The organism is Pseudomonas sp. B20, assembly GCF_020515755.1.
Lineage (GTDB): Bacteria > Pseudomonadota > Gammaproteobacteria > Pseudomonadales > Pseudomonadaceae > Aquipseudomonas > Aquipseudomonas syringae.
In genome coordinates this window covers 327,106-343,543 of the sequence record NZ_JAHPJG010000004.1, presented here as the reverse complement: position 1 = coordinate 343,543, position 16,438 = coordinate 327,106, and the positions used below count along the sequence as shown (strand labels likewise).

At 56.2% G+C, this 16,438-nt stretch carries 14 protein-coding genes and 1 tRNA gene; 4 read left to right on the top strand and 11 right to left on the bottom strand.

The features are described from left to right. Positions 1-79 precede the first annotated feature (79 nt). Positions 80-292, bottom strand: a complete 213-nt coding sequence (locus tag LIX91_RS06590) for a hypothetical protein (protein WP_226488196.1) — start codon at positions 290-292, stop codon at positions 80-82. A gap of 123 nt (positions 293-415) precedes the next feature. Here LIX91_RS06590 and LIX91_RS06585 point away from each other — a divergent pair, with 123 nt between their 5' ends. The 3 genes from LIX91_RS06585 (at position 416) to xerC (ending at position 1,952) form a co-directional block, all read left to right on the top strand. Then, the gene (locus LIX91_RS06585; RefSeq protein WP_410524746.1) at positions 416-622 is read left to right on the top strand and encodes a hypothetical protein; all 207 of its coding nucleotides are present in this window, start codon (positions 416-418) and stop codon (positions 620-622) included. Positions 623-701: 79 nt separating this feature from the next. Then, a complete protein-coding gene (locus tag LIX91_RS06580) occupies positions 702-917 on the top strand; it encodes a DUF4224 domain-containing protein (RefSeq protein WP_226488195.1) in 216 nt (71 codons plus the stop codon). After that, positions 918-1,952: a tyrosine recombinase XerC gene (xerC, locus tag LIX91_RS06575; RefSeq protein WP_226488194.1), complete on the top strand. Its 1,035-nt coding sequence runs from the start codon at positions 918-920 to the stop codon at positions 1,950-1,952. Between the two features lie 295 nt (positions 1,953-2,247). Here xerC and LIX91_RS06570 read toward each other — a convergent pair whose 3' ends face one another. The 5 genes from LIX91_RS06570 to LIX91_RS06550 all read right to left on the bottom strand — a co-directional run bounded on the left by LIX91_RS06570 (position 2,248) and on the right by LIX91_RS06550 (position 8,503). Beyond that, positions 2,248-5,184, bottom strand: coding sequence for a M66 family metalloprotease (locus LIX91_RS06570; RefSeq protein ID WP_226488193.1), 2,937 nt, complete (start codon positions 5,182-5,184; stop codon positions 2,248-2,250). 149 nt (positions 5,185-5,333) lie between these two features. Continuing rightward, positions 5,334-6,095, bottom strand: a complete 762-nt coding sequence (locus LIX91_RS06565) for a lytic polysaccharide monooxygenase auxiliary activity family 9 protein (protein ID WP_032702914.1) — start codon at positions 6,093-6,095, stop codon at positions 5,334-5,336. Between the two features lie 140 nt (positions 6,096-6,235). After that, positions 6,236-6,622, bottom strand: a complete 387-nt coding sequence (locus LIX91_RS06560; RefSeq protein ID WP_226488192.1) for a glyoxalase — start codon at positions 6,620-6,622, stop codon at positions 6,236-6,238. Between the two features lies 1 nt (position 6,623). Continuing rightward, entirely contained in the window at positions 6,624-7,637 is a 1,014-nt protein-coding gene (locus LIX91_RS06555; protein WP_003410796.1) for an isopenicillin N synthase family dioxygenase, read from the bottom strand. A 227-nt stretch (positions 7,638-7,864) separates the two neighbouring features. Continuing rightward, positions 7,865-8,503 carry an isochorismatase family protein gene (locus LIX91_RS06550; protein ID WP_103688588.1) on the bottom strand — a complete coding sequence of 213 codons (639 nt, stop codon included), beginning with the start codon at positions 8,501-8,503 and terminating at the stop codon, positions 7,865-7,867. Between the two features lie 179 nt (positions 8,504-8,682). Between LIX91_RS06550 and LIX91_RS06545 the strand changes: the two genes are divergently transcribed. After that, entirely contained in the window at positions 8,683-9,060 is a 378-nt protein-coding gene (locus LIX91_RS06545; RefSeq protein WP_003410800.1) for a YceK/YidQ family lipoprotein, read from the top strand. Positions 9,061-9,214: 154 nt separating this feature from the next. Here the strand turns inward: LIX91_RS06545 and LIX91_RS06540 are convergent, their stop codons facing one another. From LIX91_RS06540 to LIX91_RS06520, 5 genes are all read right to left on the bottom strand, one after another. Further along, entirely contained in the window at positions 9,215-9,505 is a 291-nt protein-coding gene (locus tag LIX91_RS06540; protein ID WP_032698585.1) for a hypothetical protein, read from the bottom strand. A gap of 249 nt (positions 9,506-9,754) precedes the next feature. Next, positions 9,755-9,828 (bottom strand) — tRNA-Cys (locus LIX91_RS06535). A 200-nt stretch (positions 9,829-10,028) separates the two neighbouring features. Then, a complete protein-coding gene (locus LIX91_RS06530; protein ID WP_226488191.1) occupies positions 10,029-11,768 on the bottom strand; it encodes a tannase/feruloyl esterase family alpha/beta hydrolase in 1,740 nt (579 codons plus the stop codon). 117 nt (positions 11,769-11,885) lie between these two features. Then, on the bottom strand, positions 11,886-13,292 hold the full coding sequence (locus LIX91_RS06525; protein WP_226488204.1) for an efflux transporter outer membrane subunit: 1,407 nt from the start codon (positions 13,290-13,292) through the stop codon (positions 11,886-11,888). After that, positions 13,292-16,438 carry an efflux RND transporter permease subunit gene (locus LIX91_RS06520; protein WP_226488190.1) on the bottom strand — a complete coding sequence of 1,049 codons (3,147 nt, stop codon included), beginning with the start codon at positions 16,436-16,438 and terminating at the stop codon, positions 13,292-13,294. Before LIX91_RS06520 ends, LIX91_RS06525 begins: the two co-directional genes overlap by 1 nt.

Genomic DNA, 16,438 nt, shown 5'->3' with positions numbered 1-16,438 from the left:
TGTCTGCGTGAAGACCTTCCGCCTCACCTGATGCGGGACGACGGTATGCCGCTCGGCTGGCCTGACAAATCAAACCGCCCTACATAATCGTAAAGATCAGCTCTCCCCTGTCAGTCATCGCCATGCCGTACTTGAGTCTGCCCAAGTACTGCTCGTGCATTGAGTAGACCCAGTCATCGATGATTCTGAAAATCATCGTTGTTTCCGACCAGATATTGCCGTCCACCGCCCGCCTGCCGAGCCTGGCATTGCGCGGACCGTAAACCTCATCCGCCGTTGTGGTGCATTTCATGACCTCTCCTTGGTGATGCCCCAGCTCCTGCTGGCTGCGTGGACCATAGCAGCGATCAGAGGCAACTGCCTGATATCCCCTTCCCTACAGAGCCTGCCGGCGATCGGCGGGCGAGGACTACACATGCCTACCATGCAAATGGCCTACATCATCCCTGCTGCGATCAAGTGTCCGAACTGCGATTGCAAGGGGCACGGCCAGCTTATTACGACCCGCGCCGTTTACTGCCCTCAATGCTTCGACGACTTCATCCGTCAGCACGCACCCGTACTTGTGCCAGACCCCGATGGCAAACCGTTCGACCCCAACAGCCTCACCGTCAACCTATAACCCCTTCCGCCGCCCAGCGCGGCCCGCATTCATTTCATATCTAAAAATGGCAGTCCTGAGCGGACTGCAGGAGCTACTAATGGACGAAATTCACTTTCTGTCGCACGAAGAGGTATGCACCCTGACCGGTGCCAAAACGAAAGCCGGGCAAATAACAGTGTTAAAGCGAAACGGGATTCGGCACACGATTAAAAGAAGTGGTTGGCCGTGCGTCATTGCATCGGCGCTGACTGGCGAAGCCGTGACCACCACGACTGCAGGCAAACCTAAATGGCAGCCACGGCTGGTGGGATAAATGGGAAGAAAGCCGATTAATCCCGACAGCGTCACACGGCTCAGAAAGCGTAAACAGCGCAGCGGGGTCGTCTATTACTACTATGACATCGGAGGTTCACCGCGAAAGGAAATCCCACCTGGCTCTGACTATGGCATCGCGATCGTCGAGTACGCCAAGTTAGAGAAAAGCCGAACATCCTCGGCTCTCGTGCAGCAGGTACTGACCTTCGCGTACGTCGCGGAGAAGTACATGACTGAGGTCGTGCCCACCAAAAGCCCGGCAACACAGAAAGACAATGCCAGGGAGCTGAAGCAACTTATGAAGTTCTTCGACGATCCGCCAGCACCGCTGGAAGCGATCGAGCCTCAACACGTCGTGCAGTACCTGCGCCAGCGCGGCAAGACTGCCCCTGTACGAGCAAACAGGGAGAAAGCGCTACTGAGTGCTATCTGGAATTTTGCAAGGAGCGCCGGCTACACGGCGCTGGCCAACCCATGCGCGGGCGTCAAGGGTCACAAGGAAGTTGGGCGAGACCATTACATAGAGGACGAAATGTTTGCTCTGGTTTACAGCCACGCAGAACAGCCGTTGCGCGATGCTCTGGACCTATTCTATCTGACCGGGCAACGGATCGCGGACACGCTGAAAATGGATGAGCGCGATATACGAGACGGCCGGCTATGGGTTCAGCAAGGCAAGACGGATGCAAAAAGGAGGATTGAAATTACAGGTGAGCTGAAGGTGGTCATTGACCGCATTATGACCAGAAAGGAAGGACACAGGATCCGCACATCGAGGCTGATCGTCATGGATAACGGCCAGCCCATGACGAGCAGTATGTTGCGGGGAAGATTTGACGCGGCACGCGAGGCGGCCGGTGTGGAGAAGGGAGAATTTCAGATGCGAGACCTGCGAGCGAAAGCCGGCACGGACAAGGCTGAGTCGAGCGGCGATATCCTTCAAGCCCGCGATCAGCTCGGGCACACCACCGTGGTGATGACCGAGAACTACATTCGCAAAAGGATCGGGAAAAAAGTCACTCCAACCAAGTGAATTCTGCACCGCAATTATTTTTACCCCCTTGAATTTAAAGGGCTGCAAGGCAGGTAACTAACGTGTCATGCGGTGCAGGATTATTGCTAACCATCTGTTTATAAAGGATAAATTTACGGACTTAAAATCCCTCGTCCTTTGGACGTGCCGGTTCGACCCCGGCTCGGGGCACCACATATATGAAGGGCTTACCGGGTATTTTGCCGGGTAGGCCCTTTTTGTTTTGATCCGCAACAACAGTCGTGGTCCGCAATTCACACGTGCATTGCCATCCTTCAGCGTGGGCACCTGTACCTTACTCACCATTGACGGTATACGTCAGCGGCACCTCAGCCGGATGAATGATGCGCTCTGCCGTTGTCTTTCCATCGCATACGATTGTGACTGTTCTTCGCTGCGAAGACTGCGCAACATTGATATGAAACGCGTTCATGACCGTGCTTCTGATGCGGTTATTATCGAGCTTGAAGCGTAGCGTTTCTGTAGGCGATGCTACCCACAACTGGCAATCGGTAGTGGTAAGCGTTGCGCTGTCGTCTGCGTAAAGAAATCCATAGGCGCCGTGCAAGGCAGGGTAAACGTAGCTCCTTAATTCTGTGTGTGGGTCGTAATAGCCGACGATTGTCGTGACCGGAACGCCAAAGGCCTGTGGCGACCGTTCGATACTGGTGTCAGCGAGCTGAGTATAATAATTCCACCGTAAACCGTCCGACATAAAATACAATACGGTGCCTTTAAGCACCGGGGTTAGTAAACCGTTTATTGTAAGCTCGGTGGCATACGTCGCTTGCTGGTCAACAATGATGATGCATTTATTATTGGTCTGTGACGCAGGAGGAACCTGAATGGATGCAGCCCAGTTCCCGTCCCACATTGCGATACTTACCACGTGGTATTTATTCAAGAAGCCCGTCAAATCCGACTGACTCAATTCACTATTGGGGACTGTCACACGACGCATCTCACCGTCCAGCAATATACATTCATTCCAGGCATAGCCGCTGGACAGGTAGGTTTTTGCAAAACCACGCGAGACGGGGATTAACTGCCCGTTGATAGTGAGCTGGCTGCCATATCCAGCGTTGCTGTCGATAGCAACAATACTTTTTTTGTTGGACGGTGACGCCCGTGGTATATGAATGGATGGGCTCCAGTTACCATCCGCCATAGAGACCTTCACCAGCATGCTTTTGCTAAGCAGCATTGAAATAGTCTCCTCACTTAAATCGTCGTTGGATGCCAGTGTCGGCCTGACTATGTCCACCCTGTGAGAATAGGGCACCATACATTTGCTATCAGGGTCCCACTGACGAAAACCGGTGGATGAGTCCTGAGCGAAGACGGGTTTACTCTCGAGAAACTTTTGTGTGATGGCCGCCGTGTAAGGCGTGTGTAACGTAAACTGATTTAGCAACGACATGGGGGATCCACTGGCCATTGTATCCGTTCCGAAGGATCGTCCGAAAAATGGTGCTTGGCATCTGCCCTCAAGGCATGTTTCTGCGTGGCTGATATCAGGTCTGAAATTAGGGAAAAACAAGTCTAGATCCATGTCCCAGCCCCAGGTTGAATTGGGACCGTCGGCGTCCTGGTGCACTGAGCCGTCAAAGCCTCCGGGATAATGCCCTAACCCGTAATTGTGCCCCAGCTCATGACTGAATTCATTACCCGTTGAGCTATCGAGAGTGACCATCCCTGCCCCGCCCGACCCGCCGTGCACCTGGATACCGTTAGCGTATTTTCCACGGCTGTTATGCGCGGTAAGTTGAGCAGTGACGTAAGGCGTCCACTCCGCCTCACCTTCAAAACAGTTGATGCCGTAGTTGGCATGGTTGATGCCCAGTGAGACCAACTCCTTGCCGATTCTCTGGCGCATCGTACCGGTATGCCATCCTCCTTCGCTCGGATCAAAATCGGTCAGCAACGTACCGTCTGGCAACATGACCTCGCTCAAGTAAAGCGATTCATAATTATTAACCACCATGCGCGTGACCGGAATGGTCTGGAAATACTCTCGGTGCAACTCAGGTTTAACGGCAAATGGGTAGTTATTACGTGGCACGACCAGCATCCCGATGTCGATGGTGTTGATCAGAAGCTCGGTAGTTCCACTGACCTGTAAAGTCGTCAACCTTCCGCTGGCGTGGTCACTTTCAAAGTGCATGGTAATACCCGGCTTGATCCACTGTGCCGGAATCACAACGCTCCAGGTATTCTCTGCATAGACAAGTGCTTTGTTTCCCCACTCGACGTCGCTGATCCACGCCCCTGAGAAACATTTGAATCGACAGGACTCGCCTTTCTGGACGGATAATCGCCGCCCACTGAACAATACGGTCAATGGACCGTCCGCAGTTGAATGGACGTTGACTACGCTCCCATTAAAGGTCGTGCAGGCGGGCAGATAAATCTCATCCACCCGACTACCGTCTTTGGTTTCAATATCAATCTGTTCATACTGTTGCAGTTGCTCGCGCAGAAATGCACCTGAAGGGTCACTCAGCTGACTGATCTCACTGCATTCTTTCAGTACGTGTACGGCCCCTGTCGAGGCGTTGAAATCCAGGTCACGTGTGGGTGACTCAGCGTGATAGGCTGTTACGGGCAGCTGATGGGGCTTGTTCAAATTTAAAGAGCCCAGCACACCACCGTCACTGTCAAGAACCGTCACCTTCAAGGCAGTGATGCTGCCTTGCGGCTTTACCATCAGTAACGCTTTCCGCTTCGCCGTTAGATAAGGCTGGCTATCACCAGCCCTGGGCGTGGCAGGAAAAATCTGACTCTGGGCAAATTGAACACTGGCTTCCAGTGAGCCGTGTAGATCGTTTAACCTTTCGCGAGTATTGAACACCTGACTGAACTTGCGAATACCCGTTGAGCCATCCCCCTGATACACCAGGTTAAACCGCTGAGCCAGGTCACCCTCGACGAACGCCTTGGGTTGTATGCCTGAATCTGTCATTTCGATAACAACAGGATAGTATTTGCTATGAAAGACGCACGAGCCATCAGAATAAAATTTCATAACAAAAGATTGAGCCTGATTACCGACGTAGGTGGATGCCCAGATGCTGGATGTCGTCATGGAGACCACCACAGCTTCATATTGATTTCGAATACCCACAGAACCATCGCCCTGCAGTAAAATATTAAAACTTTGCGTCGGCAACCCGGCATAAGGCCTGGCTTGAAACCCGCCCGCCACTAGTGTGAACACGATGTCATCACTCATACACTGACTTCCTGTCTGGAAAGTTACGGATGAAGGCACATGCCGAGCTTCAAACTTCATTACTTGCATCGAGCAATTCACGTGCATGTGCCAGGCATAACCGGGAGAGCATAAAACTCTAATGCTGCCTTATCTAACCGATAGAGATTTTACGCTACAAAATCGACATCAAACGCCTGATAAAATGCTTTATCGGTTTCGGCTACGATCCAGACAAGAAGAATGACATGATGCCCGCGCTTACCTTTAGGTAGTCTTGCTGTTGTAATGACTTTCGGCTGAAGCTTATCACGGTGCTGATCGAAAGGACTCAAATCCGAGATATCGCTCCACATCAACCCGTCCTGACCGTCTGCTGTGAAGTGCTTATCAATGACATGGTTCTTTTCCTTGAAAGACTCCCGGGTAATACGCTTGCTATCGTCCCAGCCTTCCTTGGTAATAAACCATCGATATCCGCGTGTCACATGCTCGGCGGCATAATTCCACGTTACTGTAAATTCTTCCCCGCCGCTCACAGGCTTTCGGGGCCAGCCGGTGGATTTCGTTGTCGGTTTCAGGATTTTTATTTCTTCAACGATCTCACTATCCGTGTAATTCAAGCATTTCCGCCGATCACCTTGCCCTCCACACAGTATGAGCCCGTCTTGTGGCGGGTCAGCCAGCGGCGGCGCCGACGGAAGCGGATCGAGATTAATAGGCTCATCGATGCCAGGGAAGTCGTGTGCAAGACCAAATGTCGGGTCTGGAAAGTTTTTGCCTCCTTCCATAGCGACCACCTCCCATTCCAGCAACAGCCCTTGCGATATAGCATAAGAACCACGGGACTCAGGTTTGATTACCATACCGTGTTTGGGTTGCGCGTCAGCAGATTCACTCATGTCCCTATCCTCAATTATTAAATCAGGCATACCTTGCCTGTTACCCAATTGAAGACCTGCTTTCATGAACGGAATAGCTAGCAGTTCAGCGAGTAGATTTTTCCGTAAAACCCTGAAACAAGGGTGCGGGAAGCTAGCCCGCTCGCCACTCCATACTCGGCAGCAGCGTTTCAGAGCATCACGTTTATGCGAAAGACGTTCTGCTCAGGGTCCAGCAGCACGGCCTGATACCAGTTGTAATAGGTCAGGTACGGTTCCTTGATCAGTTTCGCGCCCTGCGCCACTGCCAGCGGCACGAGTCGGTCCACCTCGGCTTGGTCGGACAAGTCGATGTTCAGCAAAAACCTGCACCCCGTGCTGCCTGCAAATGCTTCCAGGCCAAGCAGCTCGTACGCATCCAGTGCGTTGAAACCAATGCAGGACTTGCCGGTGTCCAGCCCGCGAAAGATTGGTGACCTGATAGCCTCGATTTCGCGAAAGCCGAACAGGTTCGAGTAGAACGTGCTCAGGCGGACGATGTCCTGCGCGAACACATTGACGTAAGACAATGAGTTCATATCAGGCCACCTTGCTGCCGCCAAAAGTGGTCTGCTTGACGAACTTGGACAGCAAATGATCGCCTGATGTGACCGGCGCATGCCGAGGCGTGGCGCCAGGCTGCAGGCAGCCTGGCAGGCATTGAATCAACGTGTCGTAGTTGGGTTGATGGAAGAACACCAGAGACTGTCGACGGTTGTCCTGCTCGCTGGTCATCGGCGGGTTGACCACTCGATGCAGCGTGGAAATCCACTGGTCATTGGTCCACTGCATCATCAGGTCGCCAATGTTGACCACAAAACCATTCTCGACATACGGCACATCGACCCACTCGCCTTGACGATTACGTACTTGCAAGCCGCCCAGCGCGTTATCGGGGCGCACGATGGTCAGGCTGCCGTAGTCGGTATGCGCACTCGCGCGTAACTGGCCAGCCTCGACTTCGGTCTTGATATCCGGATAACTCAGGCTGCGGAACATGCTGATATGCCGGTCGATCTTGTCATCGAAAAAACACTCATCCAGTTCCAATGCCAGGGCAAACAGGCGCATCAGCGATTGGGCCAATTCGCTCATGGCATCGAAATAGGCCTGATAAGCCTCCTTGAATCCGGGCAGCAGGTTTTGCGCAGGCCAGACATTCGGTGCGAAGTGCGAGCCGGCCTGGGCATTGTGATAATAATCTTCATCCGGCACATCGCTCGGCCCGATGGAGAAAGACTCCTTGAGATCCCCCGGCGCACTTTCCTCCAGAGAATAGGAAAGGCTCTCCTCGGCCACCGCACTGTACCCCCGCACCATCTCCGGGCTGGGCCGATCTACCTTGCGCTTTTCCGCCAGCGGCAAATCAAAGAATTGGCGGGTCAAACGCGAGACCCTGTCGATAAGCTCTCCGGGAATCTGATGCTCGGTGATGACCAGAAACCCGATGTCCCTGCACGCCTGATTGACTGCTTTGGCTACAGCGGCCTTGCCGTCCGGGTCTTCTGAAAAATAAGGGGCCAGGTTGATAATGGGCACATAGTGCAGAGTCATACGGCTGTTTCCTCTCGCTGACACGCTGCTGAAAAGGCTCACCTACAAGGGTGAAGATCAGCGAGGCAAGAGCAGAAAGCATGCCACTGGAAGAATTCATCGTTCATACAAGCAGTTAGCTGGTTCGACGGTTAAAGCCGGATCAAATGGTCTGAAACAGAACGCATGGTTTGAATGCACAGGTATGAAAAAACGGGCCAGAATTGCGCACATTCGACCCGCTGTTTTCAGGCGCTTGCAATACGCTCGATGACGTCGGCGGTCGTCGTTACCTCGCCGAACTCATAGGCAATCGTCGTCAGCGATATTCGCTGTACCTCTTCGGCTGAAACAGCGCCGAACCCGACGTCCGGGTAGTCCATCGCAGCATTCGCGTCGCTCAGGGCGATGACTTTGTATTCTCGGTGAACCCCGTCCCTGATCGTGGTTTCACAACACACATTGGTGACCGTACCGCAGACAATGATCGTATCGACATCCCGCGCACGCAGCACGGTGTCCAGGTCCGTGTTATGAAAGCCGCTGTAAAACAGCTTGTCGACAATCACGTCACCGGGCCGAGGCGCGAGCGCTTCGATAACCTCAACGTCCGGATCATGCCGTGCCAGTATCTGGTCCACATTCGGATAAAGATCACGCATGCGCCCGGTATCAGAACCATCGCCGCGCACGATATGGCGAAGATAAACCACCGTCACCTGCGCAGCCCGCGCGGTTTGCAGCAGCTTCTGGATAGGCTGGATGATGTCCGCAGTACTTTTTACGTACAACGCCCCGGTGGGCTCACAAAATACCTTTTGCATGTCTACAACGATGACCGCCGTTCTGCGCGGATCGATCGGCCAGCGGACAAGGGGTTTGCTCATGGGACTTACCTCGATTGAGCCTGACAGGCTGGATAGCCTTGCCAAGCAATAATCGTGCTGTAGGTCTCCATAGCATCTGCAGGGAAGAACTATGCACCGTTCACACGGCACTGCAACGTATGTGCCTCATGCGCCTGAACTGCCGTCCTAAACGCATCGAAAATACAAGGAACGTTGTTATGAAGCCGAGTTTCGTAGAGCAAAAACCGTCAGGCAGGTTTCATCTGAAAACCCATGGCATGCTACTGCTGGCACTTGCCTTGACCGGATGCGGAACGATCAACACCACGTTTAGACCCGATTCCGTCGCAGGTGAAAAGCTCACTGACTGGAAATCAAATTGCTCCTCCATTCCGCGCGTTTACAGCGGAGTTATGCTCGATTTCTGTGAACTGAACGCCGAGCCCAAACAGAGTAGTGCTTATCAGAAGACCAATGCGCCTGAGTGGGTTTTACTGGACATGGGCTTATCAGGCATCGCAGATACATTGCTCCTGCCCTACACGATTTATCAGCAAAACCAATACGGCTACATCAACGCAAGCCGCTTTAAATAGCGGCTGAGCTCGGCTTTCGGAACCCATCACTTTCATCGCGCCCGATAAAAAACCCCGCAGACGTTAATCTGCGGGGCTTTTGAATGGTGGGAGCACAGGTGGGAATCGGATCTGCAGAAACGTGTCAATTGCGCAAAAAACATCAAACGAAAGCTCAGGAATCCTTGAAGTTCTTCAACTCCATTTTGGCATTGGCTATCAGGTCAGGCGTCATTGGCCTTCCCTGCCTGTCCAGAAGTACCGGGGTGCATGCGCATCGACAGCGCACGCGGTTATCACCTTCTGCCCACCAATCGAGCATCTGCTGCCCCGTGAATAACTCGCCATGTCGTTCGATATGATGCTCCCGACTGGTGGTCGTCAGGGCGGACAGGTGCATGAATTTCACAGTCATCCCGAGACGCTCTGAATCGGCGATGTCGTTCTGCAACTTGCGAATCCGCATTTCATGAAGTTCGGAATCAGAAATTCTACCGACCAAGGCTGAGCCCTCGTTAAAACACACATGAAATTAATAGACCACTCAAGCAACTCGCGCCACTTTCCAATCGTGTATGAGCCAGTTCTTTTCCTGGCTGAGCGCGGTGCCTATGAATGATTTCAGTGTCCCGGAGTTGTCCTGATCAGATGGAAAAATACAAATCTGCGCCCAATAAAAAACCCCGCAGACGTTAATCTGCGGGGCTTTGAATAGTGGAGGCCGAGGTCGGAATCGAACCGGCGTAGGCGGATTTGCAATCCGCTGCATAACCATTTTGCTACTCGGCCTCAAACGAAAGATGCTTCACTTGAACATCAAACGTGTTTTGATTTCGCGGGAAACCTGTATTTCTTTGGCTTCCAACCCATTGAATCTAAAGGGTTTTTTTCAATTCCTCGCTCAGGAATGGACGCAATTCTGTACTGGTTCGCATGCCATGTCAAGAACGAGGAGAAAATAATTCGCCCACGCTGTATCGCTGCAATAGCTACTGCGCCTGATGTTCCAGGGGCGTATAGGGTTTGAAGAACCCGCTGCCCATCCATTGTGGTGTTTTTTCTGTGGTCAGCGGCTGGGCGCGCTGGTAGCTGTTTGCGTTTTTCGCGTAGCCCTTGTGGTCGTACTCGGCCATGAACGGGTACGGGAAGACCTTGCGAGTACGTCCGCGATTGCCCACGTTTTCCTTGACCATGGACGCCGGCAGTGACTGTGCCAGCGGTCTCTGCCTGTTGCCGGCCTTGTCGGGGCCTGCCTGTCGGACAACTATGGCGTCCGGGGCCCGGCTTTTTTCGACCCAGGCCATGATCGGTGTCAGCAGATCGACCAGGCTTGGCCCTTCCCCGCCGCCGCAGTGATAGACGCCGGGCAGCATGTACAGCCTCGAGAATGCCTCGGTGCGGCTCTTGCCCATCTCAGCCTCAAGCGCCTCGTGATACGCCAGGGTGTTGAGCGGTGAGACGTTCGGGTCGGCCCAGCCGTGCCAGAGGATCAGCTTGCCGCCGCGGCTGGCGAATGGCGAGAGATCGGGGTTGGTGGCGTCGTATAGCGCATGCAGCGGGCGTAGCTGATCAAAGGTTTTCTCGTCGAAGTTCAGCGCATTCAAATCGAAACTTGCAGGCGGGTTCTTCTCGAACACGACATTGCGAATGGCCTCCAGCGCCGCCTTTTCGCTGTACACAGTCTGATCGGCGCTGATCGGCACGAACACGCCAGCCCAGGCCAATTCCGAGCCCGGCTGCGGGCCGCCCTGGGTCAACCGCTCGCCACTGGCTGCGTCTTTCGGGCCTTCGTAAAAGCGTCTGACCGTGGCCACCTCCTCTGCGCTCAGGCACGTGGCGGGGTCGGCCGACGCCTTGCATTGCAGCGCGGCGGGATCGAAGTGGCAGATACGCGGATCCGCTATCAGGCCGTCAATCTGTCCGTCCAGCACATCGCATTGGTCAAGTACGGCCTTGTGCAGCAACGGCAGTCGTGAGGCGAGCAGGATAGGCTTGCCGTCTGCGCCGCGGTTGGAGCGCGCCATCCAGCCGTGATACAGGGTTTTCTGCACTTGAAAGTTGAGCGCCGGGGCTCCGGCAATGATGCCGTCGAAATCGTCCGGATAACGCTGTGCTTCGATCAACGCCTCGCGACCGCCGTCCGAGCAGCCACTGAAGTAGGCGTATTCTGCTTTGCGGCCATAGAACGCGGCGATCAGTTTCTTCGAGGCCAGCGCAGTGAGGTGCACACCACGATGGGCGAAATCGGCGCGCTTTTGCGGGTCATCGCCAAAATGCTCGTCTGCCGCCTGATGGCCCATATCGGTGGACGCCACCGCGAATGCGCCAGTACTCAGGGATGTGCAGCCATCAGCGGCGCGCACGGTCGAGTTGACGTTGCCACATAATCCGCCGCAGCCGACTTGGAGGTAACGCTGCTCCCAGGTGCCGGTTGGCAGCTCAAGCCTGAAATTGATCTCCGGCGCCAGCTGGCCTTCCACGGCGCACACCGCAACACCATCACGGGTCGACTCACTGGCCGCCAGCACACGACTGCCCTGCCCGCCGATGTCACTGAGTTCCACGCTGCTCAGTGCAGCACAATTGCTGACCGGTTTGACCACTGCAAGCCGGGCTGTATTGTCGGCGGTCGCCGCGGATGCCATACGGGCCAGAGCCGGCGTCTGAATGCTGAGTGAAGTGACCAGCAGCAACAAGGCGTGGGCGTACTTCGGCTGGGAGGGTTTCATGAGAACTCCTGTTCATGAAGGATCAAAACCACAGTGCAAACCTGAAAGTGGCCGCACTGTGGGCAAGGGTAAAACGTTTAGGCCCGGCGATTATTCAAAGGCTAGTAGAAAATACCATCACCGATTCCATCCGCCGCCCATGACCTTGTAGAGCGTGACCCGGTTGCTTTGCTCTGTCAGGCGCAGGGAAATCAGGTCCTGCTCGGCACTGTACAGCGAGCGTTGCGACTCGAGTGCCTCCAGATAACTCTGCGACCCGCCGCGGTACAGGGCGTCGGCCAGTTCGTAGCTTCTACGACTGGCATCGGTGTAGGCCTGCTGCGCGGCAAGCCGCTCATCCAGCGTGCTGCGCACCGCCAAGGCATCGGCCACTTCCTTGAATGCAGTCTGGATCGTCTGCTGATAGGTCTGAATCTGGATCTGGTTCTCGACCTTGGCCGAGTCAAGCGTGGCCCGATTGGCGCCGCCGTCGAAAATCGGCACGCTGATACTCGGCGCAAAGCTCCACGCGCCGGTTCCGGACTTGAACAGACCTGAGAGGCTGGTGCTGGAAGAGCCTGCACTGGCAGTCAGGGTGATACTGGGGAAGAACGCCGCACGCGCTGCACCGATATCGATGTTCGCGGCTTTGAGTGTGTGTTCGGCACTCAGCACGTCCGGGCGACGTTGCAGGAGGCTGGAAGGCAGGCCATCCGGCACCTGCACCAATTGCGCCACCGACTGCATGTCGGCATCGGGCAGCAGCTCCTCCGGCAGATCGCTGCCGACCAGCAGACGCAGGGCATTACGGTCCTGAAGAATCTGGCTTTTATATTGCGCCACATCGCCCCTCGCCGATTCGACCGTTGTCTGCGCCTGGGCCACTTCCAGCCCGGAAGAACCGCCCAGCGCATGACTGTTTCTGGTCAGGTCGTAGCTTTTCTGCTGGCTGGCCAGCGTGTCTTCGGCAAGTTTCAGAAGCTGGTTGTCGGCGGCCAGGGTCAGCCAGCCGGTCGCCACTTCGGCGATCAGGCTGATCTGCGTACTGCGCCGTGTTTCGGTCAACGCAAGGTAATCTTCGAGCGCCTCGTCCTGAAGGTTCTGGATACGCCCGAACACATCCAGCTCATAGCTGCTCAAGCCCAACTGCGCGCTGTACTCGTGGCTGATCGACGACTTTCCGGTCATCGAGGTCGATGACGGCGTGCGTGTATGCGTGCCGCTGCCACTGGCATCAATGGTCGGCAGGCTCGCCGCTCGTTCGATGCGATATTGCGCCTGCGCTTTCTCGACGTTGAGGCTGGCCAGGCGCAGGTCGCGGTTATTCACCAGCGCCAGGTTCTGCAGGCGCACCAGGCGGTTATCGATGAAAAAATTCTGCCATTCGATATCCGTGGGCACACTGCCCGACGCAGCCGGTTGGCCAGCCTTCGCTGGCAGCCATTGGCTTGAGACCGGCGCTTCAGGGCGCTGGTAATCCGGGGCCAGGTTGACGCAGCCCGCAAGCAGCGCCGTGACAGCCAGCGAAGGCCAGAAGAGACGCATCATGCTTCACCTGTAGATGTGGGTTGAGCCGCCGGAGCATTGCCTGACGAACGACTGAAGCGGCGACGCACTTCCACGAAGAACAGCGGCACCAGGAAAATCCCCAGCACGGTGGCGCTGAACATGCCGCCCAGTACGCCCGTGCCGATCGCGTTACGCCCGGCCGAGCCTGCACCGCTGCTGAGGGCCAGCGGCAGCACACCGAACATGAACGCCAGCGAAGTCATCAGAATCGGACGCAGTCGTTGCCGGGCGGCAAGAAGGGTCGCTTCATGCAGGCTTTTGCCCTGTTCCTGAAGATGTTTGGCGAACTCGACGATCAGGATCGCGTTTTTCGCCGCCAGTCCCACCGTGGTCAGCAAGCCCACCTGAAAGTACACGTCATTGCTCAAGCCACTGATCCGCGTCGCCAGTACCGCGCCGACCACACCCAGCGGCACCACGAGCATGACCGAGAACGGCACCGACCAGCTCTCGTACAAGGCTGCCAGACAGAGAAACACGAACAGCACTGAAATGGCGTAGAGCATTGGCGCCTGGGAGCCGGACAGGCGCAGTTGGTAGGACTGCCCGGTCCACTCGTAACCGATGCCTTCGGGAAGTTGCTTGATGATGGCTTCAACGGCATCCATTGCCGTGCCCGAGCTGACACCTGGCGCAGGATCGCCCACCACTTCAAGTGACGAGCTGCCGTTGTAACGCTCCAGCAACGGCGAACCATAGCTCCAGCTGCTGCTGGCGAACGACGAGAACGGGACCATTTCGTCATTGCTGTTACGTACGAACCAATGGTCCAGATCGGCTGATTGCATGCGCGAAGCAGCCTCGCCCTGCACATAGACTTTCTTCACTCGCCCCTGATTGAGGAAGTCATTGATGTAGCTGCCGCCCAGCGCAGTGGACAGGGTCGAGTTGATGTCACTGGTGGACAGGCTCAGCGCTCCGGCCTTGCGGTCGTCAATGGTCACTTTCAACTGCGGAGTGTCGTCCAGGCCGTTGCTGCGCACGCCCAGCATGCTCGAGTCCTTTCTCGCCAGCTCGATAAACTGCTCGCGTGCCGCCACCAGTGCCTCATGCCCCACACCGCCAAGGTCCTTGAGTTGCACATCGAACCCCGAACTCTGCCCCAGGCCCCGTACCGCAGGGGGCTGCATGACAAACACACTGGCGTCGCCGATGCTCGCCAGGGCCAGCGTCGCGCGCTGTGCCACCTGCGCCGCACCCTGCTCCTTGCCGGACCGCTCGCTCCAGTCCTTGAGCTTGATGAACGCCCTGGCGGTGTTCTGACTGTTACCGCCCATCCCCAGCCCGGAAATGCTGATCAACGCCTCGACTTCCGGCTGTTTGAGCATGTAAGCCTCGAACTGCCGCATCACCGCTTGCGTACGGCTGTCGGTAGCGCCCACCGGCAGCTGGATCTGCGCCATCAGCGCGCCCTGGTCTTCATCCGGCAGGAACGAGGTGGGCAGGCTGACGTAACCCACCGCCATGACCACCAGCACCAGCGCATACACCAGCAGGCCCCGTCCGCGATGTTCGATGACTCCGCCCACGCCTCGCTGATAGCGATCGGCGCTGCGGTCGAACGTGCGGTTGAACCAGCCGAAAAAGCCACCGCGCTTTGCGTGCAGTTGCGCATCCGAGGCTTTGAGCATCGTTGCGCACAACGCTGGCGTCAGGGTCATTGCAACCAGCACCGAGAGCAGCATGGCCGAAACGATGGTCACCGAAAACTGCCGGTAGATAATCCCGGTGGAACCGCTGAAAAAGGCCATCGGAATGAACACGGCGCTCAGCACCAGCGCGATACCGATCAGCGCGCTGGTAATTTCATCCATTGATTTGCGGGTCGCCTCCAGCGGGCTCAGGTGCTCTTCGCCCATGACCCGCTCGACGTTTTCCACCACCACAATGGCATCGTCGACCAGCAGGCCGATGGCCAGGACCATCGCGAACATGGTCAGCGTGTTGATCGAATAGCCGAACAGCGCCAGCACGCCGAACGTGCCCAGCAGCACCACCGGCACGGTAATCGCCGGAATCAGCGTGGCGCGCAGGTTCTGCATGAACAGAAACATGATCAGCACCACCAGCGCGATCGCCTCACCCAGCGACTTCACCACCTCCTTGATCGACAGGCTCACGAATGGCGTGGTGTCATAGGCAATGACTGTTTTCAGTTGCATTTGCGCGGGGTAGAACGGTTCGAGTTCCTTGAGCTTGGCCTTGATCGCTTCACCAACGCTCAGCGCGTTTGCGCCTGAGGCCAGCTGAATACCCATCGCCGCAGCAGGCCTGCCATTGAGCGCCGAGTTGATGTCATAGCTTTCGCTGCCCAGCTCCACCCGCGCCACATCGCGCAAGAGCACGACCGCGCCGTCACTGGAAGATTTGACGACCACGTTCTCGAACTGCTCGGGCGTCTGCAGCTTGCTGCGGGCACTGATGGTCGCATTCAACTGCTGACCTTCCACCGCGGGCAAGGCCCCCAACTGGCCTGCCGAGACCTCGGTGTTCTGCGCCTCCAGGGCCGAGCTGATGTCGGAGGGCATCAGTGAGTACTTTTCCATCTTCGCCGGGTCCAGCCAGATACGCATCGCGTACCCCGACCCCAGGGTCTGCACGTCGCCGACACCATCCACACGGCTCAGTTGATCGAGCAGCGTGCTGGAAATGTAATCACCGATCTGCGTACCGGTGACGCTTTCGTTATCGGAGGCCAGGGCGACCAGCATCAGGAAGTCGGAACTGCCCTTGGTCACCGTCAAGCCTTCGCTCTGCACGCTTTGCGGCAGGCGCGACTCGGCCTGCTGCAGCTTGTTCTGCACCTGCATCTGCGCCACGTCAGGGTCGGTGTCTGCGGCGAAGGTCAGGCTGATGCTCGCACTGCCCGCAGAGCTACTGGAGGCAGACATATAAGTCAGCCGGTCCAGCCCCTTCATCTGCTGCTCGATGACCTGGGTGACGGAGTCTTCGACCGTCTTGGCCGATGCGCCGGTGTAGGTGGCGGAGATCTTTACCGTCGGCGGCGCGATATTGGGGTATTGCTCAAGTGGCAGCTGGCTGATGGACAGCCCGCCGGCGAACATGATGCAGATGGCAATGACCCAGGCGAAGATGGGCCGATCAATGAAGAAACGAGCCAT

What these genes read in the sequence shown, in the direction of transcription:
- xerC (WP_226488194.1), top strand. Translation starts at nt 918, where the DNA reads ATGGGAAGAAAGCCGATTAATCCCGACAGCGTCACACGGCTCAGAAAG.
- LIX91_RS06550 (WP_103688588.1), bottom strand. Translation starts at nt 8,503, where the DNA reads ATGAGCAAACCCCTTGTCCGCTGGCCGATCGATCCGCGCAGAACGGCG.
- LIX91_RS06545 (WP_003410800.1), top strand. Translation starts at nt 8,683, where the DNA reads ATGAAGCCGAGTTTCGTAGAGCAAAAACCGTCAGGCAGGTTTCATCTG.
- LIX91_RS06585 (WP_410524746.1), top strand. Translation starts at nt 416, where the DNA reads ATGCCTACCATGCAAATGGCCTACATCATCCCTGCTGCGATCAAGTGT.
- LIX91_RS06555 (WP_003410796.1), bottom strand. Translation starts at nt 7,637, where the DNA reads ATGACTCTGCACTATGTGCCCATTATCAACCTGGCCCCTTATTTTTCA.
- LIX91_RS06565 (WP_032702914.1), bottom strand. Translation starts at nt 6,095, where the DNA reads ATGCCTGATTTAATAATTGAGGATAGGGACATGAGTGAATCTGCTGAC.
- LIX91_RS06530 (WP_226488191.1), bottom strand. Translation starts at nt 11,768, where the DNA reads ATGAAACCCTCCCAGCCGAAGTACGCCCACGCCTTGTTGCTGCTGGTC.
- LIX91_RS06580 (WP_226488195.1), top strand. Translation starts at nt 702, where the DNA reads ATGGACGAAATTCACTTTCTGTCGCACGAAGAGGTATGCACCCTGACC.
- LIX91_RS06540 (WP_032698585.1), bottom strand. Translation starts at nt 9,505, where the DNA reads ATGCGGATTCGCAAGTTGCAGAACGACATCGCCGATTCAGAGCGTCTC.
- LIX91_RS06525 (WP_226488204.1), bottom strand. Translation starts at nt 13,292, where the DNA reads ATGCGTCTCTTCTGGCCTTCGCTGGCTGTCACGGCGCTGCTTGCGGGC.
- LIX91_RS06590 (WP_226488196.1), bottom strand. Translation starts at nt 292, where the DNA reads ATGAAATGCACCACAACGGCGGATGAGGTTTACGGTCCGCGCAATGCC.
- LIX91_RS06570 (WP_226488193.1), bottom strand. Translation starts at nt 5,184, where the DNA reads ATGAGTGATGACATCGTGTTCACACTAGTGGCGGGCGGGTTTCAAGCC.
- LIX91_RS06560 (WP_226488192.1), bottom strand. Translation starts at nt 6,622, where the DNA reads ATGAACTCATTGTCTTACGTCAATGTGTTCGCGCAGGACATCGTCCGC.
- LIX91_RS06520 (WP_226488190.1), bottom strand. Translation starts at nt 16,438, where the DNA reads ATGGCTCGTTTCTTCATTGATCGGCCCATCTTCGCCTGGGTCATTGCC.